This is a genomic window from Oceanobacillus sp. FSL K6-0127 (assembly GCF_037983385.1).
Lineage (GTDB): Bacteria > Bacillota > Bacilli > Bacillales > Amphibacillaceae > Oceanobacillus > Oceanobacillus profundus.
Genome location: NZ_CP150287.1, coordinates 3,904,422 through 3,926,878, shown reverse-complemented (window position 1 = coordinate 3,926,878; position 22,457 = coordinate 3,904,422). Strand labels below are relative to the sequence as shown.

19 protein-coding genes, 20 tRNA genes and 1 rRNA gene are annotated in these 22,457 nt (G+C 37.7%); 39 read left to right on the top strand and 1 reads right to left on the bottom strand.

The features are described from left to right. Positions 1 to 52: 52 nt before the first annotated feature. From rrf to MHH64_RS19170, 21 genes are all read left to right on the top strand, one after another. A 5S ribosomal RNA gene (gene rrf, locus MHH64_RS19270) occupies positions 53 to 168 on the top strand. Between the two features lie 129 nt (positions 169 to 297). After that, positions 298 to 372, top strand: a tRNA-Glu gene (locus MHH64_RS19265). Positions 373 to 376: 4 nt separating this feature from the next. Then, a tRNA-Val gene (locus tag MHH64_RS19260) sits at positions 377 to 452 on the top strand. Positions 453 to 480: 28 nt separating this feature from the next. Further along, positions 481 to 557 (top strand) — tRNA-Met (locus MHH64_RS19255). A gap of 90 nt (positions 558 to 647) precedes the next feature. After that, positions 648 to 724, top strand: a tRNA-Asp gene (locus MHH64_RS19250). A 3-nt stretch (positions 725 to 727) separates the two neighbouring features. Further along, positions 728 to 803: transfer RNA gene (locus tag MHH64_RS19245), tRNA-Thr, on the top strand. 13 nt (positions 804 to 816) lie between these two features. Beyond that, a tRNA-Lys gene (locus tag MHH64_RS19240) sits at positions 817 to 889 on the top strand. Between the two features lie 8 nt (positions 890 to 897). Beyond that, positions 898 to 979 (top strand) — tRNA-Leu (locus MHH64_RS19235). An 81-nt stretch (positions 980 to 1,060) separates the two neighbouring features. After that, positions 1,061 to 1,134 (top strand) — tRNA-Arg (locus MHH64_RS19230). Positions 1,135 to 1,224: 90 nt separating this feature from the next. Next, positions 1,225 to 1,297: transfer RNA gene (locus MHH64_RS19225), tRNA-Ala, on the top strand. Positions 1,298 to 1,307: 10 nt separating this feature from the next. Continuing rightward, a tRNA-Met gene (locus tag MHH64_RS19220) sits at positions 1,308 to 1,384 on the top strand. A 25-nt stretch (positions 1,385 to 1,409) separates the two neighbouring features. After that, positions 1,410 to 1,485: transfer RNA gene (locus tag MHH64_RS19215), tRNA-His, on the top strand. 22 nt (positions 1,486 to 1,507) lie between these two features. Next, positions 1,508 to 1,581: transfer RNA gene (locus MHH64_RS19210), tRNA-Ile, on the top strand. Between the two features lie 20 nt (positions 1,582 to 1,601). Continuing rightward, positions 1,602 to 1,694, top strand: a tRNA-Ser gene (locus MHH64_RS19205). A gap of 25 nt (positions 1,695 to 1,719) precedes the next feature. After that, positions 1,720 to 1,795, top strand: a tRNA-Phe gene (locus tag MHH64_RS19200). 9 nt (positions 1,796 to 1,804) lie between these two features. Further along, positions 1,805 to 1,890: transfer RNA gene (locus MHH64_RS19195), tRNA-Tyr, on the top strand. 16 nt (positions 1,891 to 1,906) lie between these two features. Then, a tRNA-Gly gene (locus MHH64_RS19190) sits at positions 1,907 to 1,980 on the top strand. A 15-nt stretch (positions 1,981 to 1,995) separates the two neighbouring features. Then, positions 1,996 to 2,069: transfer RNA gene (locus MHH64_RS19185), tRNA-Ile, on the top strand. Positions 2,070 to 2,135: 66 nt separating this feature from the next. Further along, positions 2,136 to 2,209: transfer RNA gene (locus tag MHH64_RS19180), tRNA-Arg, on the top strand. 10 nt (positions 2,210 to 2,219) lie between these two features. Further along, a tRNA-Asn gene (locus MHH64_RS19175) sits at positions 2,220 to 2,294 on the top strand. Between the two features lie 3 nt (positions 2,295 to 2,297). Next, positions 2,298 to 2,388 (top strand) — tRNA-Ser (locus MHH64_RS19170). 209 nt (positions 2,389 to 2,597) lie between these two features. Here MHH64_RS19170 and MHH64_RS19165 read toward each other — a convergent pair. Continuing rightward, the gene (locus MHH64_RS19165; RefSeq protein ID WP_205126996.1) at positions 2,598 to 2,900 is read right to left on the bottom strand and encodes a PepSY domain-containing protein; all 303 of its coding nucleotides are present in this window, start codon (positions 2,898 to 2,900) and stop codon (positions 2,598 to 2,600) included. Between the two features lie 199 nt (positions 2,901 to 3,099). Here MHH64_RS19165 and MHH64_RS19160 point away from each other — a divergent pair, with 199 nt between their 5' ends. The 18 genes from MHH64_RS19160 to MHH64_RS19075 all read left to right on the top strand — a co-directional run bounded on the left by MHH64_RS19160 (position 3,100) and on the right by MHH64_RS19075 (position 22,379). Then, positions 3,100 to 3,828: an HAD family hydrolase gene (locus tag MHH64_RS19160; RefSeq protein ID WP_340002236.1), complete on the top strand. Its 729-nt coding sequence runs from the start codon at positions 3,100 to 3,102 to the stop codon at positions 3,826 to 3,828. A 155-nt stretch (positions 3,829 to 3,983) separates the two neighbouring features. Beyond that, a complete protein-coding gene (locus MHH64_RS19155; RefSeq protein ID WP_340002235.1) occupies positions 3,984 to 5,897 on the top strand; it encodes a BglG family transcription antiterminator in 1,914 nt (637 codons plus the stop codon). Between the two features lie 150 nt (positions 5,898 to 6,047). Next, the gene (locus MHH64_RS19150; RefSeq protein WP_340002234.1) at positions 6,048 to 7,346 is read left to right on the top strand and encodes a 6-phospho-beta-glucosidase; all 1,299 of its coding nucleotides are present in this window, start codon (positions 6,048 to 6,050) and stop codon (positions 7,344 to 7,346) included. Positions 7,347 to 7,378: 32 nt separating this feature from the next. Continuing rightward, positions 7,379 to 7,681 carry a PTS sugar transporter subunit IIB gene (locus MHH64_RS19145; protein WP_340002233.1) on the top strand — a complete coding sequence of 101 codons (303 nt, stop codon included), beginning with the start codon at positions 7,379 to 7,381 and terminating at the stop codon, positions 7,679 to 7,681. Between the two features lie 24 nt (positions 7,682 to 7,705). Then, complete coding sequence (gene celB, locus MHH64_RS19140) at positions 7,706 to 8,998, top strand: PTS cellobiose transporter subunit IIC (protein WP_095313353.1); 1,293 nt, start codon at positions 7,706 to 7,708, stop codon at positions 8,996 to 8,998. Beyond that, complete coding sequence (locus MHH64_RS19135; RefSeq protein ID WP_340002232.1) at positions 8,998 to 9,747, top strand: carbohydrate deacetylase; 750 nt, start codon at positions 8,998 to 9,000, stop codon at positions 9,745 to 9,747. Before celB ends, MHH64_RS19135 begins: the two co-directional genes overlap by 1 nt. Then, complete coding sequence (locus tag MHH64_RS19130; RefSeq protein ID WP_118890300.1) at positions 9,744 to 10,097, top strand: PTS lactose/cellobiose transporter subunit IIA; 354 nt, start codon at positions 9,744 to 9,746, stop codon at positions 10,095 to 10,097. Before MHH64_RS19135 ends, MHH64_RS19130 begins: the two co-directional genes overlap by 4 nt. 36 nt (positions 10,098 to 10,133) lie before the next feature. After that, complete coding sequence (locus MHH64_RS19125; protein WP_340002231.1) at positions 10,134 to 11,981, top strand: DUF1343 domain-containing protein; 1,848 nt, start codon at positions 10,134 to 10,136, stop codon at positions 11,979 to 11,981. Positions 11,982 to 12,270: 289 nt separating this feature from the next. Continuing rightward, complete coding sequence (locus MHH64_RS19120; RefSeq protein ID WP_340002230.1) at positions 12,271 to 13,632, top strand: FAD-binding oxidoreductase; 1,362 nt, start codon at positions 12,271 to 12,273, stop codon at positions 13,630 to 13,632. 99 nt (positions 13,633 to 13,731) lie between these two features. Continuing rightward, entirely contained in the window at positions 13,732 to 14,658 is a 927-nt protein-coding gene (gene yhfZ, locus MHH64_RS19115) for a GntR family transcriptional regulator YhfZ (RefSeq protein ID WP_340002229.1), read from the top strand. A gap of 59 nt (positions 14,659 to 14,717) precedes the next feature. Continuing rightward, complete coding sequence (locus tag MHH64_RS19110; protein WP_340002227.1) at positions 14,718 to 15,602, top strand: phosphotriesterase-related protein; 885 nt, start codon at positions 14,718 to 14,720, stop codon at positions 15,600 to 15,602. 10 nt (positions 15,603 to 15,612) lie between these two features. Continuing rightward, positions 15,613 to 16,722, top strand: a complete 1,110-nt coding sequence (locus MHH64_RS19105) for an aminotransferase class V-fold PLP-dependent enzyme (protein ID WP_340002226.1) — start codon at positions 15,613 to 15,615, stop codon at positions 16,720 to 16,722. 12 nt (positions 16,723 to 16,734) lie between these two features. Beyond that, entirely contained in the window at positions 16,735 to 17,943 is a 1,209-nt protein-coding gene (locus tag MHH64_RS19100; protein WP_340002225.1) for a phosphopentomutase, read from the top strand. A gap of 15 nt (positions 17,944 to 17,958) precedes the next feature. Next, a complete protein-coding gene (locus MHH64_RS19095; protein WP_095313341.1) occupies positions 17,959 to 19,128 on the top strand; it encodes a YhfX family PLP-dependent enzyme in 1,170 nt (389 codons plus the stop codon). 86 nt (positions 19,129 to 19,214) lie between these two features. Next, the gene (locus MHH64_RS19090; protein WP_095313339.1) at positions 19,215 to 20,288 is read left to right on the top strand and encodes an amidase; all 1,074 of its coding nucleotides are present in this window, start codon (positions 19,215 to 19,217) and stop codon (positions 20,286 to 20,288) included. Positions 20,289 to 20,329: 41 nt separating this feature from the next. Next, the gene (locus MHH64_RS19085; RefSeq protein ID WP_095313337.1) at positions 20,330 to 20,713 is read left to right on the top strand and encodes a PRD domain-containing protein; all 384 of its coding nucleotides are present in this window, start codon (positions 20,330 to 20,332) and stop codon (positions 20,711 to 20,713) included. Continuing rightward, complete coding sequence (locus tag MHH64_RS19080) at positions 20,710 to 21,069, top strand: DUF2620 domain-containing protein (RefSeq protein WP_118890307.1); 360 nt, start codon at positions 20,710 to 20,712, stop codon at positions 21,067 to 21,069. The genes MHH64_RS19085 and MHH64_RS19080 overlap by 4 nt, the downstream gene beginning before the upstream one ends. Before the next feature lie 17 nt (positions 21,070 to 21,086). Then, positions 21,087 to 22,379 carry a YhfT family protein gene (locus MHH64_RS19075; protein ID WP_118890308.1) on the top strand — a complete coding sequence of 431 codons (1,293 nt, stop codon included), beginning with the start codon at positions 21,087 to 21,089 and terminating at the stop codon, positions 22,377 to 22,379. The last annotated feature ends 78 nt before the right edge of the window (positions 22,380 to 22,457 follow it).

Below are 22,457 nucleotides of genomic sequence, written 5' to 3'. Positions count from 1 at the left end.
TGTCTTGTTTACTCTTATTTAGTTTTTAAGGTATAAACCTAAAAAAAATAGGTCTGGTAGCAATAGCGAAGAGGTCACACCTGTTCCCTTGCCGAACACAGAAGTTAAGTTCTTCAGCGCCGATGGTAGTTGGGGCTTTGCCCCTGCAAGAGTAGGACGCCGCCAGGCAAAAGATTATTTCACAGTACCTAAATGGTAGCACAACGACTATTTGTCGATTGATCGTGGATTCGAAGTTTAACTTTTGAAATCTACCTGTGAAATTATTTCTTTGTTTATACTTGGGAAAATTTACCTGGCCCGTTGGTCAAGCGGTTAAGACACCGCCCTTTCACGGCGGTAACACGGGTTCGAATCCCGTACGGGTCACCAATATGGAGGATTAGCTCAGCTGGGAGAGCACCTGCCTTACAAGCAGGGGGTCGCAGGTTCGAGCCCTGCATCCTCCACCATATTTCATCTTAATACTTTATTTCATACCGCGGGGTGGAGCAGTCTGGTAGCTCGTTGGGCTCATAACCCAAAGGTCGTAGGTTCAAATCCTGCCCCCGCAACCAAAAATATAAAATTAAATTAACTTGAAATAAGCTAAAGCTAGAAATACTGGATAAATGTATCCGCTAGTTTTAACATATATTATTATTATTGGTCCGGTAGTTCAGTTGGTTAGAATGCCTGCCTGTCACGCAGGAGGTCGCGGGTTCGAGTCCCGTCCGGACCGCCAGATGCCGGCCTAGCTCAATTGGTAGAGCAACTGACTTGTAATCAGTAGGTTGGGGGTTCAAGTCCTCTGGCCGGCACCATTTATTACAGTAGGAGCCATTAGCTCAGTTGGTAGAGCATTTGACTTTTAATCAAAGGGTCGAAGGTTCGAATCCTTCATGGCTCATCTCATATGCGGGTGTGGCGGAATTGGCAGACGCGCTAGACTTAGGATCTAGTGTCTTCGGACGTGGGGGTTCAAGTCCCTTCACCCGCATTTTATTACTTGTCAAGCGTATAAGTAATTCAGCGGTAGAGCATTATCTTGCCGTTTCAATTTTCTTACTCAGCACTATAGGCGCCCGTAGCTCAATTGGATAGAGCGTTTGACTACGGATCAAGAGGTTAGGGGTTCGACTCCTCTCGGGCGCGTTATTCCGGGAACTTTAGCTTGGTAGAGCCCTTGGTTCAGGACCAAGGTATTGCAGTTTGAACCTTGTTTTCCCGATTATCTTTCTACATGGGGCCTTAGCTCAGCTGGGAGAGCGCCTGCCTTGCACGCAGGAGGTCAGCGGTTCGATCCCGCTAGGCTCCATTTGAATATTGGCGGCGTAGCTCAGCTGGCGAGAGCGTACGGTTCATACCCGTGAGGTCGTGGGTTCGATCCCCTCCGCCGCTACCATTCAAAATTAAATAATTGTATAATGGCGGTCGTGGCGAAGTGGTTAACGCACCGGATTGTGGCTCCGGCATACGTGGGTTCAATCCCCACCGGTCGCCCCATTATATTATGAAGAAAATATTAGGACCCTTAGCTCAGTTGGTTAGAGCTATCGGCTCATAACCGATCGGTCGCAGGTTCGAATCCTGCAGGGTCCATTATAAGTTCACCGTAATGTGGAGGTATACCCAAGTCTGGCTGAAGGGATCGGTCTTGAAAACCGACAGGCGGGTCAAACCGCGCGGGGGTTCGAATCCCTCTACCTCCTCCATACATAAATAGTTAATTAAATAATTGGCTCGGTAGCTCAGTCGGTAGAGCAACGGACTGAAAATCCGTGTGTCGGCGGTTCGATTCCGTCCCGAGCCACCATTATAATGTGGAGGGATAGCGAAGTTGGCCAAACGCGGCGGACTGTAAATCCGCTCCCATCGGGTTCGTAGGTTCGAGTCCTACTCCCTCCACCATATTATATATTACAATGCGGGTGTAGTTTAGTGGTAAAACCTCAGCCTTCCAAGCTGATGATGAGGGTTCGATTCCCTTCACCCGCTCCAATTACCCTTTTCTTTGGGCCTGTAGCTCAGCTGGTTAGAGCGCACGCCTGATAAGCGTGAGGTCGGTGGTTCGAGTCCACTCAGGCCCATTCCTATATATTCTTACATTGGATTAAATTCCATACAATTGTATGTTATTATATACTTTTACATTTGCGCCCTTAGCTCAGTAGGATAGAGCAACAGCCTTCTAAGCTGTGGGTCAGAGGTTCGAATCCTCTAGGGCGCGTATAAACTATTCCACAGTAGCTCAGTGGTAGAGCAATCGGCTGTTAACCGATCGGTCGTAGGTTCGAATCCTACCTGTGGAGCCATTTGGGGAAGTACTCAAGAGGCTGAAGAGGCGCCCCTGCTAAGGGTGTAGGTCGTGTAAGCGACGCGAGGGTTCAAATCCCTCCTTCTCCGCCAGTATTTGGTTCACCAAGTGATAAGGATTTTGGTTTGTTTTTTTATCATAGGTTTAAATTCTGTTATCCCCTTAACTATATAATGAAATATCACTCCACAATTATGTAGGTCCACTACTTTTAAATCTTTTCCAAACTGATTGAAGTAATTCATACACAATTACATATAAAATGAGGAAAAGAGCATAACTCCATTCCTCATCCCACCGATTAATCTAACTCTATTTCAACTATTTCTCCAGTATTCATATTTATTGCTATTTCATATTTTACTCCTTGGGCAGTTATAACATCCACCTCATAAACCCTTACACCTTGTTTTGTGTCTAATTCTGCCTTAACAGCTTGACCAGGTACTTGTGCAAGTGCAATATCTATTGCTTCTTGAATAGTGATTTGACGTTGAAACTGTGGGGATTGGTTGTAATTTATTTGGTCATTCCATCCTTGATTTTGCCAGTGGTGTTGAGGCTGGTTATATAGATTTTGGTAATTCCAATTTCGATGCATCATGTATCATGCTCCTTCTTTGAATTCATTCAGTCACATTTTATGCATATGTCCCGAGTCTGTGTTGATGCCCGAATAAAATAGTGAAGAAGCCTATTTTAGTTTAACCGAACTATTGCGTTACATTTGATCAATAATGGAATATATCCAGCGCTTCTCCTGTCTTTTATAATATAGTATGATAGTAATGGAGGTCGATAGCATGGATACGATTATTTTTGATGTAGATGATACATTGTACGATCAAGCAGCATCATTTAAAAATACATGTAAGAAAATGATTGATGTACCTTTTACAGATGAGGAATTAAATAATTTTTATATCATAAGTCGCAAATACAGCGATGCATTATTTGACGATCAAGTAGCAGGGAAACTAACCGTTCAGGAAATGCATATCCGCCGGATTAAGGATGCATGTACGGAGATTGGTATTGAAATGACGGAGCAACAAGCAATAGATTTTCAAGAAGCCTATGTAGCTGAACAGCGAAAGATAGCGTTATTTGATGAAGTTATGGAACTGATGGATATTCTCATAGCCAATAATAAGCATGTTGCTGTCTTAACAAATGGAGCAGAAGGGCATCAATCGATGAAAATTAAACAATTAAGGTTAGATAGGTGGATCTCTAAAGAAAATATGTTTATTTCAAGTGCCATTGGTCACGCGAAGCCATCCAAAGAAGCGTTCGAATTTCTTGAGCATAAACTTGTGTTGGACAAGAATAGAACGGTTTATATTGGGGACTCGTTTGCAAATGATATTGTTGGTGCAAAACAAGTGGGCTGGCATGCTGTGTGGATGAACCATCGAAAGCGAGATATGCCGGAGGGTACTATTAAACCAGATAAGGTAGTGTATAGTGCGAGAGAGTTATTGGACTTATTTTCAGATGAGTTGTTATGTAATGATGCAATAGTTAACTAAATATTTCGCTCACATCTCTAATAGAGTTTGTGGGCTTTTTTATTTGAAAACATCTATTTCTTTAAAGATTATATTCATGTACCAAAACCTTTCTATCTGCTATAGTATAAATTATATTCAGATTATATTAAATAATTAGAAAAGGGGTAATCACGTTGGACAATCGATTGCAGAGTATTCTTCAATTGCTAATTTCCTCGGATGAGCCCATGAGTAGTTCGCAACTTTCGCTTAATCTGCAAGTGAGTTCAAAAACAGTTCGAAATGATATTAAAGAATTAAATCACTTTTTGCAGAAAATTGATATGCAGATAGTCGGTTTCCGAGGAAAAGGATACAAGCTGAAGGTTGAGGATGAAGAAAAACTAAATAAATTTTTAGATGAAAACATGAGAAAAGAAGGTGAAGCAATTCCTTCTCATCCTGGAGATCGTGTGAAATATTTAATTGAAAGTTTATTATTGAGTTCCGATTATATTAAGATACAGGAACTTGAGCAAAAACTATTTATAAGTCGTTCAACTTTACAAGGAGACTTAAAAAACGTTCGTAAAATACTAGAAGTTTATAACTTAAAACTGATTAATCGCCCATATTATGGATTAAAAGTTATTGGTGACGAAACCAAAATCAGATATTGTAGTTCTCAATATATCTTTAATCAAAACCAAGAATTAATAGAGGAATCTCCTGCCTGGCATATAATTCTACCAGAGGAAGATTTGAAAGTTATTAAGAATAGTATCTTAAAAAATATAAGACAACACAAAATTATCATTTCGGATATTAGTTTGCACAATTTAATAATGCATGTTGCTATAGCATGCAGACGAATAAGAGAAAATCATGCGATGGAAAACTTCCTTGAAGAATCGCAGGAAATAAGGTCTAAGAAAGAATTTATAGTTGCGAAGCAGATTTTAAAGCAAGTTGAAGAAATTGGGGTGTGTTTTAATGAGAAGGAAATCATGTACTTAGCTATCCATCTTCTCGGGACACGAATGGAAAGTTCAGATGAAAAAGCAAAAGCTCTATCCGTTATAGACGAAGAAATCTTTGGATTATCAAAAGAAATAGTGAAACGGATTGATAAGAACTACAATTTTAATCTTTCTGAAGACCAAGATTTGCTTTTAGCATTAAGCCTCCATTTAAAACCAGTAATTAATCGTTATAAATATCAAATGAACCTTCGAAATCCATTGTTGGAAGATATAAAGACAAAGTATCCGCTATCATTTGAAGCTGCATTAGCAGCTAAGGATATTTTATATGAGAAATATGAGTTGATTATTGATGAGAATGAAATTGGTTATTTGGCTCTTCATATAGAAGCAGCTCAGGAGAGGCTTAAAAACAAGACGAGGAATGTGAGGAAATGTTTAATAGTGTGTGGATCAGGATTAGGAAGTGCACAGTTACTGTTATACAAACTAAAAGACAAATTTAGGGACGATCTTGAAGTTATTGGAACAACGGAATATTATAATTTAAATCAACAATCACTTAAAGAAGTCGACTTTATTGTTTCAACGATTCCAATCCAGGAAGCATTAGATGTCCCGGTAATTTATGTAAATACCATATTGAGTAGGAAGGATATTAACAAAATTGAAAGTGTATTATCAAAAGGTGCATCCATTATTAATAATTACCTTTTAGAGCGTTATACGTTTTTAAATGTGGATTTTGAGACACCAAAAGAAGTAATTCGGTATCTATGTGATAAATTATTAGAAGATTATAAGATAGATGAAGACTATGTTGATTCGGTTTTACAAAGGGAACGGTATGCCCCTACAAGCTTTGGGAATTTGATCGCAATTCCACATCCACTCGAACCAAAAACAAAAAGTACATTTTGGTCGATTGCAACTTTAAATAAACCTATCTTATGGGGAGATAAGCAAGTTCAGATAGTCATTTTAATAAATATTAAAAAAGGCAATCAGGACTTATGTGAAATGTATCAAATCTTGGTTAGGTTACTGGATAATATGAAACTTCTTTTACAACTTTTGGAATGTACGTCCTTTGAACAGTTTAGGACTTTAATGGACACTGTTTAAAAACTAGGGGAACAAATGGTTCGCTTTTTTTTTGCCTGAAATGAAACTTACTTTTTCCACTGTCAAAGGAAAATATCCCTCTACTAATGAAAGCGTTTACCATTTAAAATGAAGTATACAGAATTGATTAAAAGAAGGGGATGAAAGGTAATGAGCCCAATGAAATTAACGGTGATTGGAGGGGGCTCTTCCTATACACCAGAGTTATTAGAAGGAATTATTAACAATCAGGTGTTACTGAATATATCGGAGGTTTGGCTAGTCGACATTCCAGAGGGTCAACAAAAATTATCTATTATAGAAAGCTTATCCAAGAGAATGGTAGACAAAGCGGAAAGCCCGATTAAGATCGTAGCGACTTTCGATCGAAGAGAAGCTATTAAAGAATCGGATTACATTATTACCCAAATACGAGTGGGTCAACTAGAGATGAGAAAAAAAGATGAATATATTTCTATTAAACATGGTGTCATTGGGCAAGAAACAACTGGAGCAGGCGGTTTTATGAAGGCATTAAGAACGATTCCAGAAATTCTAGATATATGTAGAGAGATTGAAGAACTTGCTCCTAAAGCATGGTTATTAAATTTTACAAATCCTGCTGGCATTGTTACGGAAGCTATATTAAAACACAGCAATGTAAAAGTGATTGGGCTTTGCAATAATCCGATTAATTATTATAAAAAATTCGCTAAAACTTATGGTGTGGATATACGTGATGTGAGTATTAATTTTATCGGAATAAACCATTTAATATGGATTACAGAATTGTATATAAAAGGGCAGTCAAGATTAGAAGATATTTTAACTGGAAAATCCGATGTTTATGAGGCAAAAAATATTCCATCTTTTGGCTGGGATTTAGATTTCCTTCAATCACTCGGGTCCTTACCGTGTGGTTATCATAAATATTATTATCTAACAGACCAAATTCTTGAAAAGCAGTTAGAAGAATATCAACAAAATAAAACTCGTGCAGACGAAGTACAACGAATTGAAAAGGAATTATTTGATCTATATAAAAACAAAAACCTGAAAGAAAAACCAAAAGCATTGGAGCAAAGAGGTGGTGCCTATTATTCAGAGGCCGCCATAAATCTAATCAAATCGATTCATTTGAATACGAGGGAGATTCACACTTTAAATGTGAGGAATAATGGAGCCATATCTTGTTTACCTGATGATGTGAGCGTTGAAACAAATTGTGTCGTAGAAAAACATCAAATTACACCAATTCAAATAGGGGCTGTTCCACCGCAAATACGGGGACTTCTTCAAGTTGTTAAGGCATATGAAGAACTTACGGTAGAAGCTGCAGTTACTGGTAACAAAACAATTGCATTACAAGCATTAATACTACATCCATTAATTCCATCAGCAAATCGTTCAAAAGAAATTTTACAAGAGATGTTAACTGCGAATAAACATTATTTACCCCAGTTTAGTTAGCAACTATATTGATTGAAGAAAGGATGGACTCTATGAAAATTACTTTACTATGTGCTTTAGGGATGAGTACGAGTTTATTAGTAGAAAAAATGAAAAAAGCTGCAACTGAAAAGGAGATTGAGGTGAAAATAGAAGCACATTCTGTGGATTATTTGGAAGATCATTTGAAAACTGCAGATGTTATTTTACTTGGCCCGCAAATTCGCTACAAAAAAAATGAACTTTTTCGTAAGGCTGAAGCAGCAAATGTACCAATAGGCATTATAGATATGAGAGCATATGGCACAATCAACGGAGACAAAGTATTGGAACAAGCAATGGAATTAATGAATTAGTTTCTAAAAAAAGGGGGAAAATCAATGAATGGGTTCAATGCGTTTATGGAAAAATATTTCATGCCCGTTGCCGGAAAGTTGGCGGAACAGCGACATTTAAAGGCAATACGAGATGGAATCATTTCAACTATGCCACTATTGATTATTGGTAGTCTTTTTTTGATTATTTCTTCTCCACCAGTACCTGCATGGTCCGAGTTTATGTCACCATATGCCCCTGCATTAAATATTCCAGTAAATGCAACATTCGGGTTATTAGGGCTCGTAGCAGTATTTTCAATCGCATATAGTCTTGCAAAAAGTTACGGAATGGATGAGCTGTCTTCAGGTGTACTTAGTTTAGCTGCCTTCTTTGTTGCCACTCCACTTACAGAAGACGGTAATATTCCATTAAGCTTAATGGGAAGTCAGGGATTGTTTATTGCTATTCTTATCGCATTATTTACAGTGGAAGTCTATCGTTTCTTTGAAGTAAGAAATATTATTATACGAATGCCAGAGGGAGTTCCGCCATCTGTATGGCGTGCTTTTTCTGCTCTTATACCGGGGGCAGCGATAATTTCCATTGTCTGGGGCCTCGATCTTCTATTGAAATCTACGTTTGATCTATCGTTACATGGTGTGGTTGGTGCTGTACTAAGGGAACCTTTAGAAATGGTGGGTAGTAGCATATGGGGAGCGATTATTGCTATTTTACTCATTCATTTATTGTGGGCTTTTGGTATACATGGTATATCCGTTGTTGCTAGTATTATGGCTCCAATCTGGTACAGTCTAACGGAACAAAACGTGGCAGCACAACAAGCTGGCGAAGAACTACCCTACATTATTGGTCAGCCATTTATGGCAATTTGGTGGGCTGTTGGTGGTTGTGGTATGGTGCTTTCTCTAACGATATTGTTTGTATGGCGTGCACGCTCTAAACATCTGAAAAGCTTAGGAAAAGGTTCTATTTGGTCAAGTGTTTTTAATATTAGTGAACCCGTCGTATTCGGTGCGCCAATTGTAATGAACCCAATTCTTGTGATTCCTTTTATTCTAGCTCCATTAGTTGTTGGTCTCTTAACGTATTTTGCAATGTCGATAGGACTTGTTGGTAAGCCCTATATTATTGTGCCATGGACCACACCACCTCCTATTTCTGGAATCCTTACAACAGGTGATTGGCGTGGTGGAGTATTAATGCTTGTCAATATTATAGTGGCTTTGTTTATTTATTATCCGTTCTTTCGATTATATGATAAACAGCTGTTACAGGAAGAATCTACTTTAGACGTAGCTGCTGCTACAAAAGAAGAAGCAGGAAACAAGAAATAATGAAGAAATCTTTGATATTAAATGCTGACGATTTTGGTCTTACTCCAGGGATTACCGCAGGAATTCTTTATGCATATCAACATGGTATTCTTACAAGTACAACCGTAATGGTAAATACTGAATTTGCTAAAGAGAGTTTAGCAGAGGCAAAGCATTTTCCGAATCTTGGTATTGGCCTACATTTTGTTTTAGATTTTGGTAAACCTATTTCTGCTAACGTAAATAGTTTGCTCGATCAAAATGGTGACTTTTTAAAAGGAGAAGAACTTATACAATCTGCAAAAAGACAAGATATTAAAAAGGAACTTCAGGCACAGCTTGATTTACTTTATAAATGGAATGGCCAGGTGACGCATATTGACAGTCATCATCATATGCATCTTCATATCCCTGAAGCTTGGGAAGCAGTAATGGAAATTGGGCAAAAGTACAAATTGCCTGTTCGGACATTTACTGAGAAGAAACTACCGGGGAGTAAGGTAACTGCTAGTGATTATTTTCATTATGATTTTTACGGAGAGGAACATGTTTCATTGAAATATATGATGAAAATTATTTCTGAAATGAAGCTTGGTGTTACTGAAGTTATGTGCCACCCTGCATTCTTGGATCCATGGCTAATGAAAACAAGTAGCTACAATCTTACTAGAATGAAAGAATTGGGGATACTTGTTGATAACAGATTAAAACAGTGTTTACAGAAGCATGCCATTGAATTAATCAATTATGGGGGGCTGGCTGCGAAATGAAAATTGAAGAATTTTCTATGTATATTATCTTACACGCGGGTGATGCCAAATCACTTATGCATGAGGCATTACAGAATGCAAGAAATGGAGCATTTGAACAAACGGAATCAAAAATGAATCAAGCCACCTTAGAACTACTGAAAGCTCATAAATTCCAAACAAAATTTATCCATGAGGATGCCAAATTTAATCTAGAGCGTTTGCCTGTCTTATTGATACATGCACAGGACCATTTGATGACGGTAATGGCAGAAAAAAATCTTATAGAAGAGTTAATCATGATGTATCGGAAACAACATCAATTAGAAGAAAAAATAGAACTTGTCGTGGAAAAGATCGGAGGCTTATAGAACAAACTCAATTTTAAAAATAAAGGGGTGTTTCTGATGAAGAATATTAAAAGTTTTATTACAGTTGTTGCATTTATGTTAGTTACGACATCCTTGATAACTATATCTAGCGCAGAGGAAAATAATAATGTTACAAAAAAGAAATCGAGAGTGACGCCTGGAATTGAAATTTTTTTAGAAGATCATATCGATTGGGTCAAAGATAAAAAGGTTGGATTAATAACAAATCCGACTGGAGTTGATCGTAATCTTGTAAGTGATATTGACCTATTGTATAACCATTCAGAGATTAATTTAACTGCATTGTTCGGACCAGAGCATGGAATACGTGGTGACCAAGAAGCTGGGGAGTATGTTGATTCCTATGTTGATGAGAAGACGGGGCTGCCAGTTTATAGTTTATATGGTCCAACATGGAAACCTACGGAAGAGATGCTAGAAAACGTTGACGTATTGCTGTTTGACATTCAGGATATTGGTTCCAATGTGTACACCTATATTTATACACTAGGCTTTGCAATGGAAGCAGCAGCAGAATTTGATAAAGAACTCATCGTTCTTGATCGTCCAAATCCAATTGGTGGAGAAAAGGTCGAAGGGCCACTACGATCTGAATCCACGGTAAGTTTTATGGGGAGGTTTCTCTTACCGGTTAGACATGGAATGACTGTTGGCGAACTAGCTACAATGTGGAATCATGAATACAGCATGGGCCTGAACTTAAAAGTAGCCAAAATGAAGGGGTGGAAACGGTCGATGCATTTTGAGGATACTGGTCTACCGTGGGTTATGACATCCCCTAATATTCCCACAAAGGAAACCGCATATCTTTATACAGGAACAGAATTATTGGATGATACTTCTTTGTCAACGGGACTTGGCACTACGAAACCCTTTGAGTTGGTGGGAGCACCATGGATCAATGGTGAAGCATTGGCAGAAGAAATGTATAGTAGAGGCCTTGCCGGGGTTACCTTCAGACCAGCCTACTTTACTCCGATGTTTGGAAAATATGAAGGTGAACTAGTAGGTGGTGTGCAAATTCATATAGATGAACCTTCAGCAATTAATCTCGTATCTCTGGGACTGAATTTAGTAGACGCTATGCGCGACCAGAACCCGGAGGAATTTGAAATGACTCCCAGTTATGCAAATCTAATTGGTGACCCAGATGTTCCTAAAATGATTTTGGATAATGAACCAGTTAATCGTATTATAAGTTCCTGGGAGGACGAACTCAATAATTGGATTGTAGATGTCCGCAACAACTATTTATTGTATAATCCATACCCAGAGGATGCAGAGCCATATAAAGAGCGGGGAGCTCTAGGCATTTTTCCATTGGATTTGGCAGCTTCACCAGGCGAAATGGTAGAATTAACACTAAAAGGATTTGATAAAAATGGCGAAAGGCTGGATATTAAACCAAAAGATATTGAATGGGAAGTCACAAATGATATTGGATATGTAGAAGATGGAAATTTTTACGCTACATCTGGAGGTATAGGTGAGGTAGTGGCTACCTATGATGATTTTACTGCATCACGCACGGTAGAAGTATCGGCTACACGTGTTGAAAATATTCGGTATGGTATTCATTCAAATTATTCTCGAATTGTTGTCGATTTAAATAAAACTGTTAATCATTATGAAGTAGAGGAAGTCACCGGTAAATTACTTTTAAAGATCCCTTATGCAGAGATTGGTAGGGAATTGAATGATGAGGGTGGAACTATTTTAGTAGAAAATAGCCCAGTGATTAACCATATTGATTATTATTTGAAGGACGAAATGTTTATTAGTGAATTTAATCTGAAGGTTGACAAAGTTGACTATGAAAGACCTGATTATGCAGGGAGAATTGTATTTGATTTAAGGCATTAACATCTTGAAAAGTTTTAATCTCAAATCAATTTGATTTATAAAAAATTAGTAGTCTTGACTAATATCCAAGGCTACTTTTTTGCAATTAAATAATATGTATAGAGAGCTTAGAGAAAGCAGCGTTTTCAAAGATGATGGAGTAGACAAACTGGAGCTAAGGATATTGTATGTCCCCCTCTTCTATTTGCAAAATAAAACTAAAACGTTTACAATATAAATATACGAAATTTAGTATATTGCAATCTAAGAAATTAATCTAAAAATCTATAGAAAGAAGAGGAGGATCTAAATGCAATTGCAAGATATCATAACCGATAAAGAACGTCTATTCCTGGAAACGGAAGTTCCTGATGTATACAAAACGGATTTCTCTTATAAACAAGTTGCTACTGTACATGCGGTTGCGCTTCCCAATACAACACAAGAAGTAATCGATTTAGTCAAGTTTGCTAATAAAGAAAATATCCCCATTATTGCTCGTGGAGCTGGTACAGGTGTAGCAGGCTCTCAAGTTCCAATAAACGGAGGAGAATTAATTATTGATGTTCATCAAATGAATCGCATTCTAGCATTAGATGAAGAGACGATGACATTAACTGTGGAACCAGGAGTGCAGTTAAATGAAATTCAAGCATTTGTTGAAAATAGAGGTTATTTTTACCCACCAGATCCGGGCTCAAAAAACTCTACTATTGGAGGTAATATTGCTACAAACGCAGGCGGTATGCGAGCAGTAAAATATGGTACAACGAAAGACTATGTTCGTGAATTGGAAGTTGTCTTGCCAGAAGGAGAAAAGGTTACACTGGGAAGTTTAAACATAAAAAGCAGTTCTGGATACGATTTGAAGAACTTATTTATAGGTTCAGAGGGGACATTAGGAATAACAACGAAAATCAAATTAAAAGTGTTACCGCTGCCAAAATATAAAGAATCGGTTCTATTGGCTTTTCATACATTAAAAGATGCGACAAATGGTGTATTAACTATTCTTCAAAATGGCATCGAGCCAGCAGCATTAGAATTATTTGAAAGAGGAACGATTGAATATAGTGAAAAATATACAAAGGTTTTATTACAAAGTCAAAAGGGCGAAGCATATGTCTTAATGACAATTGATAGTAATGAACAGGAGACTGTATTTCGCAAGATTAATACTGTGAATAATATTTTAAAAGGTCAAGCAGCAGAAATTATTCCTTTACTTACCCAAGAAGAAGAGGAAAAGGCTTGGTTACTTCGAGATAATATACTGATTGCGCTTATGCAGTTTACAGAATATGAAATGTTAGATGAAGTTGTGCCGATTAATAGATTTAGTGAGATGATTGATTATACAAAAGAATTACAAGCAAAGTATGGCTTGAAAGTAATCAATTTTGGGCATGCAGGGGATGGAAATATCCATACTGTTTTAATGAAGGAAGGTTTAGATGAAGCAACCTGGCAGGTAAGGCGACAAGCTCTATTAGAAGATCTTTATAAAAAAGTTAATGAGTTGGGTGGATTACCTTCAGCTGAACATGGGATAGGCATTATAAAGAAACCTTATCTAGAAAAAATGCGTAATCCTGTAGAATTGGATTTGATGCGTAAAATTAAAAATGCGATTGATCCAAATACCAGATTAAATCCAGGGAAGTTATTTTAATATAGGAACTTTTTAATTCGATAAACCCATTGATTTACCTGTTGTAAACGCTTATAATTATAATATACAAAAAATAGTATATTGATTTGAGGTAATGATATGTGGGAAAAATTATATTCAAAAAATGGGTTAACGGCCAAAAATATTGCAAAAGAATTATTAGACGTGGAGATTGGTAATAAGATTCCTAGAGTTACTGACTATAGTGTGAAGTTATCCATCGGTAGAGGAACCGTACAAATTGCGCTAGGTTTATTAGAAGAATTAAAAGCAATTCGACTGGAGGCAAGAGGGCATCTAGGAACATATCTAGTAGATAAAGATATAGAGCTATTGCAGGAAATCGCTGGTATAGCACCATTGATTGGTTCCATGCCGCTGCCATATTCAAGAAAATATGAAGGGCTCGCCACTGGCATGGTGGAAGCCTTTGAATTATCTGGCAAAAGAATTAATTTATCTTACATGCGTGGAGGTTTAAACCGTATTGAATCTATCCGCACAAAGCGAAGTGATTTTTCAATTGTTTCGAAGATGACAGCAGTTAATAGCTTATCGAATTATCCCAACTTAAAAATCATGAAGGAATTTGGCATTAATAGCTATGTATCAGCACATAAAATCTTTTTGGCTGATCAACATGAAAATTCGATTCGAAATGGAATGCGAGTAGGAGTCGATATGGATTCACCTGACCAGAAAGAATTAACGTTCAATGAATTCAAGGGGCTGGACGTAGAGTATGTGCATATTAATTATATGCAACTTTTAGATATGCTAGATTCGAAGCAATTAGATGCTGCTATCTGGAGTATAGATGACAAACGAATAACAAAATCTTTTAAAGCAATAGATTTCCAATTGCCGGAAGCCAAGAAAATAGCAGAAGAAACATCAGAAGCAGTTATTATAATCGATGGTGATAGAGAGCAAGAAATTGCTGAAAAGTGGGGGACTGTTGTAATAAAAAGCATTTTAGAAATTCAAAAGCAAGTTGAGTCAGGGGATAAAATTCCACGGTATTAACAATGTGCAGACAGGAACAGAGAAATCAGGAATCTATCCCCTGTCCCACTTAAGGGAGAGTGATCCAGTTGTTAGTAGATGGAATTACCTATATGCACGAGCATACAACGATTGATCTATCGGAAATTAAAAATAATGAAGATTGTCAGCTGGATGTATTTTCGGAAACAGTTCGAGAATATACGAAGCTATATGATAAAGGTGTTCGTAACATTATTGATGTAACGAACTTTGGAATGGGGAGAAATATTCCCTATGTCCAAAAAGTAGCCGAAGAAAGTGGTATAAATATAATTTCTTCAACTGGCTTTTACCAGGAGAAGTTTTATCCGATTCAAGTATTCAGGGAAACAAGGGAAGAGCTTGCGTTAAGAATGATTAAAGACATAAATGAGGGTATAAAAGGAACGTCTGTAAAGGCTGAAATCATTGGAGAAATTGGCACGAGCCATCATAAATGGACGGAGACAGAAAAAAAGGTATTTGAAGCGGTTGTTATTGCACATAAAGAAACAGGAAAGCCGATTACAACGCATACGACTTTAGGAACACTAGGTCATGAACAGGTAGCATTTTTCAAAGAAAATGGGATTGATTTAAGCAGAGTTATTATCGGACATGTCGATTTAACCGGGGATAGAGACTATATTCTCCACATGTTGCGAGAAGGAGCATATGTTGAATTTGATACAATCGGCAAAGAGAATTATATGCCGGATCAAGTGCGAGCAGATATATTAAAGGAAATACAAGAAAGAGGCTACATGGATCAAGTCGTTTTATCAATGGATATAACAAGAAAGTCACATTTAGAGTATCAAGGTGGACTTGGCTATGCATATTTATTAGATGCATTTATTCCGATGCTGGAACGTTCTGGAATTACAGAAGCTTCCATTGATAAATTGCTGGTAAAAAATCCAATCACGTTTATGAAAGGCTAAGGTGATTTTAATGCAAACAAGTCCACTAAAAAGTATTTCCTTAGAGGAAGCACAGCAAAGACAATTTTTATTAATCGATGTGATTACAAAGCACTTTAGAGGTGACGAGATACTTTCGCTTGGTGATTTGGGTGTGGTAAAGGGCTTGAATAAACCGACTTATACCAAAAAGGTAGAGGAAGTATTAGCAGCGTTCTTTGGTGTTGAGCGGGCGAAACTAGTACGTGGAGCTGGAACCGGTGCATTACGCTATGGTTTTATGAGTTTCTTAAAACCGAATGATAAAATTTTAGTGCATGACGCTCCTATCTATCCAACTAGTAAAACAACCTTAGAATCAATGGGGATAATTCCGATTGCAGTTGATTTCCATAAACATGAGGAAATCAAAGCAGGGATTGCTGCACATCCTGATCTAAAAGGTGTACTGATCCAACACACGCGTCAGCAAATAAATGATCATTATGATTTTGCCGAAATAATTGAAGTTATTCAATCGATTGAGCCATCTCTGACTATTATTACGGATGATAACTATGCTGCGATGAAAGTTGGTCAGATTGGAGCACAAATCGGAGCTGATTTATCTACCTTTTCTCTGTTTAAGTTATTAGGGCCAGAAGGTGTAGGTCTAATCGCAGGGAAAGCAGATTTGATCGAAAAGATAGAAGCATTTAACTATTCTGGTGGAAGTCAAATTCAAGGATATGAAGCATTAGAAGCATTAAGAGGTCTTATTTATGCACCTGTCATGTTAGCAATTCAAGCTGGAGTTAATGAGCAATTAGTCAAACAGCTTAACCATGGAGCTATCCCTGGTGTGAAAAGCGCCTTTCTCGCAAATGCTCAATCGAAGGTACTACTGGTGGAATTCGACGAACCAATTGCAGATCAAGTACTTCATCATGCTAATGAACTTGGGGCTGCACCGAATCCAGTAGGAGCAGAATCGAAATATGAATTTGTACCAATGTTCTATAAGGTGTCTGGTACGTTTTTAGCTTCTGATCCATCATTAGAGAAAACGATGATTCGGATAAATCCTTTACGAAGTGGAGTTGATACCGTTATTAGAATCCTTACCTTATCCATTGAGCAAGCAAAGCAGCGAAGTAAATAGGGAGGAATTAGCTTGAAGAAAAGAGTTATAATAATCATCCTAGATAGCTTAGGTGTTGGGTATATGGAGGACGCCAAATACTACCACCCACAGGATATAGGAGCGAATACATTCTATCATATTATGGATGCGGTTCCATCCATACAAATCCCTGCCCTGGAGAAACTAGGGATTAACAAGATTGTGAATCATCCAGCCTTAAAGACAGGTGAGAATCAACTTGCCAGCTATGGTTGCTTAAATTTGATGCATAACGGAGCGGATAGCTTTGAGGGTCATAATGAAATCATGGGCTCTAAACCGAAGAAAACATATTTAGCACCCTTTATTGACAATATGGAAGAGGTAAAGCGAGCATTGGAAAAAGAAGGATATAATGTGAGAATACCAGATGCTAATCTAGCTTATTTATTAGTAGATGATTTAGTTATTGTTGCGGACAATATCGAAACGGACTTTGGTCAAATTTATAATGTAACCGCACCACTTGATTATATATCCTTTGAAGAGGTATTAAGAATTGGCCAATGTGTACGTAAACAGGTGAAGGTTAATCGTGTTATTGCACTCGGTGGAGAAAATGTAACACCCCAGCATTTACGAAAATCAGTAGAGAGAAGAGAAGATGGCCTAGTAGGAGTAAACTCACCAAAATCAAATATCTATAAACAAGGGTATCAGGTACGTCATTTAGGATACGGTATATCACCTGAATATCAACTACCTACTCTGGCAAAAAAAGCTGGTCTGGATGTATCGCTAGTTGGGAAAATGCAGGATGTCATTTATTGTGAAGGTGCTACAAAATTACCCGGAGTTGATACAGAACAAGTCATGAAGGAAATTATAAACGAAATGGACCATGTGCAGCATGGTGTAATTGCAGCCACGATTCAGGAAACAGATTTAGCAGGGCATGCTCAAAACCCTGAACGGTATGCAGATCGGATTGAGTTAGTCGATCGCTATTTACCAGAAATTATCGAAAAAATGACGGAACAAGATCTTTTAATATTGAGTGCTGATCATGGGAATGACCCAACGATTGGTCATAATCAGCATACCCGAGAAAAAACGTATTTATTAGCGTATCAGAAGCAAAAGGAGCCTAAATATCTTGGGGAAAGAGAGACATTATCTGATATTGCAGCTACAGGTGCAGCCTATTTAGGGTTGGATAGGACAGAAAATGGTACGTCATTTCTTCCTTTAATAAAGTAGAGAGGAGGTTTTCGTATGTTCTTAGATGCAACATTAAAACAGAATAGAAAATTAATTGAAACAGCGATTGAGTTTCATCAGCAAGGACTAATTTCGCCGAACACATATGTACTGGACTTAGATATGGTGAAGCATAATGTTCAACTGTTGTCCAAAGAAGCCAAAAAACAGGATATTGAATTATTGTTTATGACAAAACAGTTTGGCAGAAATGAATTAGTTGCTAAGGCTATTGTTGAAGCTGGTATTAAGAAAGCGGTAGCAGTAGATCCTTGGGAAGCAATTACATTAAATCAATATGGCATTAAAATTGGCCATGTTGGACATTTGGTGCAAATTCCAAAGGGGATGATTCGTACAATCTTGCAATTAGAACCAGAATTTGTAACCGTTTTTAGTTATGAAAATGCATGTCAGATTAGTGAAGTTGCGGTACAAATGAATAAAAAGCAGAAAATATATTTACGAATTGCCGATACAGAGGATTTTTTGTATAACGGACAAAATGGAGGATTTACATTATCCCAACTGCATCATGATGTGGAAAATTTAATGCGATTAACAGGTATCGAAATCGCAGGATTAACGAGTTTCCCATGTATATTAATTAAGGATAATTCACCACAGGTAACACAAAACGTTTTAACGATGCAACAAGCAAAGAAATTGTTAGCTGAAAAAGGTATCCATGACTTAGAGATGAATATGCCAAGTGCCACCTCTACAGCTACGATGAAACTATTAAAAGAAAATGGCGCTACACAAGGGGAGCCGGGTCATGCTATGACTGGCACGACTCCTTTACATGCCTCGGGTGACCTGCCTGAAAAGCCATCGATGGTTTATGTAACCGAGGTATCTCATATATATAATCACCAGGCATATGTGTTTGGAGGTGGCTTCTATCCACGATCACGTATGGAGGGTGCTTTAGTTGCAACGGATAAAAGGAATTTGCAAAGAGTTTCAGTGATTGAAAATGACCCAGCAAATATTGATTATTATGGAACATTGGAAACCGAGGATGTACATGTTGGCGATACCGTTATTTATGCGTTTCGTACACAGGTTTTTGTAACAAATGCCCAGATAGCAATCGTTGAAAATATAAATGATGATCCAAAGCTTTTAGGGATTTATGATTCAGTAGGACATGTCATTCCAACTAATAATATAGACGAATAAATGATGGCTTTTGAAATCTATAAATGAAAGGAATGGTAAGTATTACAACAATAACCTGTTATGAAGAAAATATGGAGGGAGCTATCATGCCAGGCCTGATAGATAAAATCCAGCTAGCAAAAGGAGAAATAGGCAGATCTGTAATTGCAGTTAATCCAATGATAGTGAATGAAATAAGGGATAAAAATAGGAATATGCTCTATTTCGGAATAAAGAATACGAGTCAAATTCCGGAAAACATAATCCGGCAGGTTCGGACACATGCGAATTTTGCTTGGCTAACCATTGATAAATCTGCTGATAAGGGGAGAGCAATAGATACGGATTTAATAAACCCATTAACGTATCGCGCTATGACCGGTTCAACTAGTGGTGGACCTATTAATATTTTAAAAGGAATCAACGATTTTGTTATAGGTACAGACGGTGGTGGTTCTGTGCTTGCTCCTGCAATGAGCTGCCAGCTTCCATCCATAATTGGTGCAGGAACTGGGCTGTTTGTAAAAAATAAAAAGCTGTCCACTGACCAATATGAATTTACAGGGAGTATAGGTGTCATTGCAAAGCGTATTTCGATGTTAAAAGAAGTAATGGAATGCATGCTTGAACAAAAGTTAACGCCATCTTCAGAGAAAAGGTTAAAAATTGTAATTCCTAAAAAGGGATCTATAATCGGTCCCGATCAGATAGATATGCATGATAAAGTAATGGAACACTTAGCTTCTATTCAATTGAGCAACTATCAAATCGAAGAGATTGATATGAATGGAATTGATGAGAGAAAGACAGCTATTGACGTCATTCGTTATTGTTTGCAAGAGAGACAAGCGGATATGATTCTTACCTGTGAAGGACCTGTTGACGTATATGGATATGGGGAAACCATCCCACAGCATTTTGGAGAAGCAGGTATAAATTTAACCAAAAACCATGGTAAATACCTTATTCGAGCTGCTAATATGTGTCAAACGACAGCTATTACTGTTCCTACAAGTACGTTGGCTAGTGGCATCACGATAATTGCCAAAAGCGGAATTGCTCATTGTGGATACGCTTTTGATTTAGCCCAGCAGTTGGAGGGAGCTATTCATTTGCCGGAGGTTTGGAGAAGATACTACCTGGAAAATGATCAGCACGTTTCGCGGTTAGATTTTTGGTAGTGGTTATTCATCATACAATTAGAAGAATTGGAGGTGTTTTTATGAATTTACAGGCTTATAAGGAAAGGCTACAACTTTTGCTCGAGCAAAAGGTAATTTCTAATACTGCACATGAAGTTGCCTTACAGGCATTCACGCAAATCATGGGGGTTGTTAATAAAACGGATATTGACCAAGCTGAGATGCTCTTTACCCACCTGCCAATGGCACTTACAAGAATTGATGCAGGAGAGGAAGTAGAAGAACCAGCAGGGGAAATAATGCGTGAAGTGGAACAATCAGAGCATTTTGGATTAGCCAAAGAGCAAGTCGCAATGATTGAGGATAAGTGGAGTCAACCTTTACCACAGGGAGAAAAGAAATTTCTTTATATGCATTATGTAACAGTATTAAATACGAATTTATACAAGGAGGAGTTACGATGAAAATTGTTATTGGTGGGCAAGTGGAGAAAAAAGAGATTGAAAGATTAATAAAGGAGTTGGATCCTACAATTGAAACCGTTGTCAAATCTGACTTAGAAGCGGCAATGGAAATGAAAACAGGTAAAGCAGATTACTACTTTGGTGCTTGCCATACAGGTGGTGGTGGAGCATTAGCTATGGCGATTGCAATGCTTGGAAGAAAACAGTGTGAAACTGTATCAATGCCAGGGAAAAAGCCTAAAGAAGAGAATGTTATAGAAGCAGTCAAGAACGGAAAAAAGGCTTTTGGGTTTACAGGTGATCACGTTGAGACAGCAGTACCAATGATATTAAATGCGATTAAAACAAATTCATAGAATAGGAGGACAAATAAATGGAAACATTGTTTGTCATATTAATAGGTGCAGTGGCTGCTATTTTAGCGAATCAAAATATTGCGGTATTTAATGATGGTTTACGACCAATTGTTTCAGAACATATTGATGGAAGCTTAAAACGTAGAGAACTTGGTTTAACTGCATTTGCTATGAGTTTTGGTTTGGTAATTGGGTTTGGGATACCATTTACCTTATCAGCAAGTATTATTTTAATCCACAGTATTTTATTGGGAACCGATATTATTGGACTAATAACACCTAAGAACAAGTGGGGTACGCCGATTGCAGCAATCATCGGTGGTCTGTATGGCTGGGGACTTCTAACTGGTCTTGAAGGATTTGTTAAATTATTTGAATACCTTCCAGTTAATTTCCTTGAGCCACTTGGGGAGGTTGGGACTCCTGTGGTTGTTACATTTATGGCTTTCCCTGCACTGGCAGTTGCGTTGCAATTCAGTATTAAAAAAGGTATTTTAACTTTTGCAGTAGCAGCTATTGTTAGACAGCTAGCCGTATTTGTAAATGAACAAGGACTACTTACAATTGGTGATAATGTGATTACATTAAACCAAGAAGGTATGGCTTTAATTGTCGGTATGATTTTCTTATTTGCTTACGCAATGAGAGAAAAAGCAGAAGAAGGGTCCTCTGTGGATTTAGCCTCTGTTTTTAGTGAAAAAGTATTACGTATTAAGAAAAATGTTGTGTACTTTATGATTATCGGTGCTTTAATTGCTGGAGCTACCAATCTATTATTGATGGCTGGTGATCCGATTTCACTTAACTTACTTGCAGAAGGCAAACAAACGGATGCTGGAATTGCTGCAGCAGCAAGAGCAATTGGATTTATTCCATTAGTTGCAAGTACGGCAATAGCAACTGGTGTTTATAGTCCAGTTGGATTTACCTTGATTTTCGTCGTTGGTTTATTTGCACCAAATGTGTGGTTAGCAGTTATTATTGGTGCCGTCGTAATTTTTGCGGAAGTAATGCTATTGAGTTATATTGCTAAATTCTTAGATAAATATCCGGGTGTCCGTAACTCTGGAGAGAACATTCGCAGTGCCATGACCAAATTACTTGAAGTTGCGTTACTAATTGGTGGTGCGAATGCTGCAAATATGATTGCACCAGGATTTGGTTTCTTCTTTATTGCTGGATTCTATCTGTTGAATGAAGCTGCTGGGCGTCCAATCGTTCGAATAGCAGTAGGGCCAGTGGGGGCAATAGCAGTAGGGATTATTGTTAATATTTTAGTATTGCTTGGAGTTATGAATATACCTCAATAAGGTAGGGAAGCGAGACAAGGTGCAATGCGCCTTGTCTTGTTTTATTCATTATGGAAATCTTATGCTAACTCTCTTTGT

What these genes read in the sequence shown, in the direction of transcription:
- MHH64_RS19165 (WP_205126996.1), bottom strand. Translation starts at nt 2,900, where the DNA reads ATGATGCATCGAAATTGGAATTACCAAAATCTATATAACCAGCCTCAA.
- MHH64_RS19160 (WP_340002236.1), top strand. Translation starts at nt 3,100, where the DNA reads ATGGATACGATTATTTTTGATGTAGATGATACATTGTACGATCAAGCA.
- MHH64_RS19150 (WP_340002234.1), top strand. Translation starts at nt 6,048, where the DNA reads ATGAGCCCAATGAAATTAACGGTGATTGGAGGGGGCTCTTCCTATACA.
- MHH64_RS19145 (WP_340002233.1), top strand. Translation starts at nt 7,379, where the DNA reads ATGAAAATTACTTTACTATGTGCTTTAGGGATGAGTACGAGTTTATTA.
- celB (WP_095313353.1), top strand. Translation starts at nt 7,706, where the DNA reads ATGAATGGGTTCAATGCGTTTATGGAAAAATATTTCATGCCCGTTGCC.
- MHH64_RS19135 (WP_340002232.1), top strand. Translation starts at nt 8,998, where the DNA reads ATGAAGAAATCTTTGATATTAAATGCTGACGATTTTGGTCTTACTCCA.
- MHH64_RS19130 (WP_118890300.1), top strand. Translation starts at nt 9,744, where the DNA reads ATGAAAATTGAAGAATTTTCTATGTATATTATCTTACACGCGGGTGAT.
- MHH64_RS19125 (WP_340002231.1), top strand. Translation starts at nt 10,134, where the DNA reads ATGAAGAATATTAAAAGTTTTATTACAGTTGTTGCATTTATGTTAGTT.
- MHH64_RS19120 (WP_340002230.1), top strand. Translation starts at nt 12,271, where the DNA reads ATGCAATTGCAAGATATCATAACCGATAAAGAACGTCTATTCCTGGAA.
- yhfZ (WP_340002229.1), top strand. Translation starts at nt 13,732, where the DNA reads ATGTGGGAAAAATTATATTCAAAAAATGGGTTAACGGCCAAAAATATT.
- MHH64_RS19105 (WP_340002226.1), top strand. Translation starts at nt 15,613, where the DNA reads ATGCAAACAAGTCCACTAAAAAGTATTTCCTTAGAGGAAGCACAGCAA.
- MHH64_RS19095 (WP_095313341.1), top strand. Translation starts at nt 17,959, where the DNA reads ATGTTCTTAGATGCAACATTAAAACAGAATAGAAAATTAATTGAAACA.
- MHH64_RS19090 (WP_095313339.1), top strand. Translation starts at nt 19,215, where the DNA reads ATGCCAGGCCTGATAGATAAAATCCAGCTAGCAAAAGGAGAAATAGGC.
- MHH64_RS19085 (WP_095313337.1), top strand. Translation starts at nt 20,330, where the DNA reads ATGAATTTACAGGCTTATAAGGAAAGGCTACAACTTTTGCTCGAGCAA.
- MHH64_RS19080 (WP_118890307.1), top strand. Translation starts at nt 20,710, where the DNA reads ATGAAAATTGTTATTGGTGGGCAAGTGGAGAAAAAAGAGATTGAAAGA.
- MHH64_RS19075 (WP_118890308.1), top strand. Translation starts at nt 21,087, where the DNA reads ATGGAAACATTGTTTGTCATATTAATAGGTGCAGTGGCTGCTATTTTA.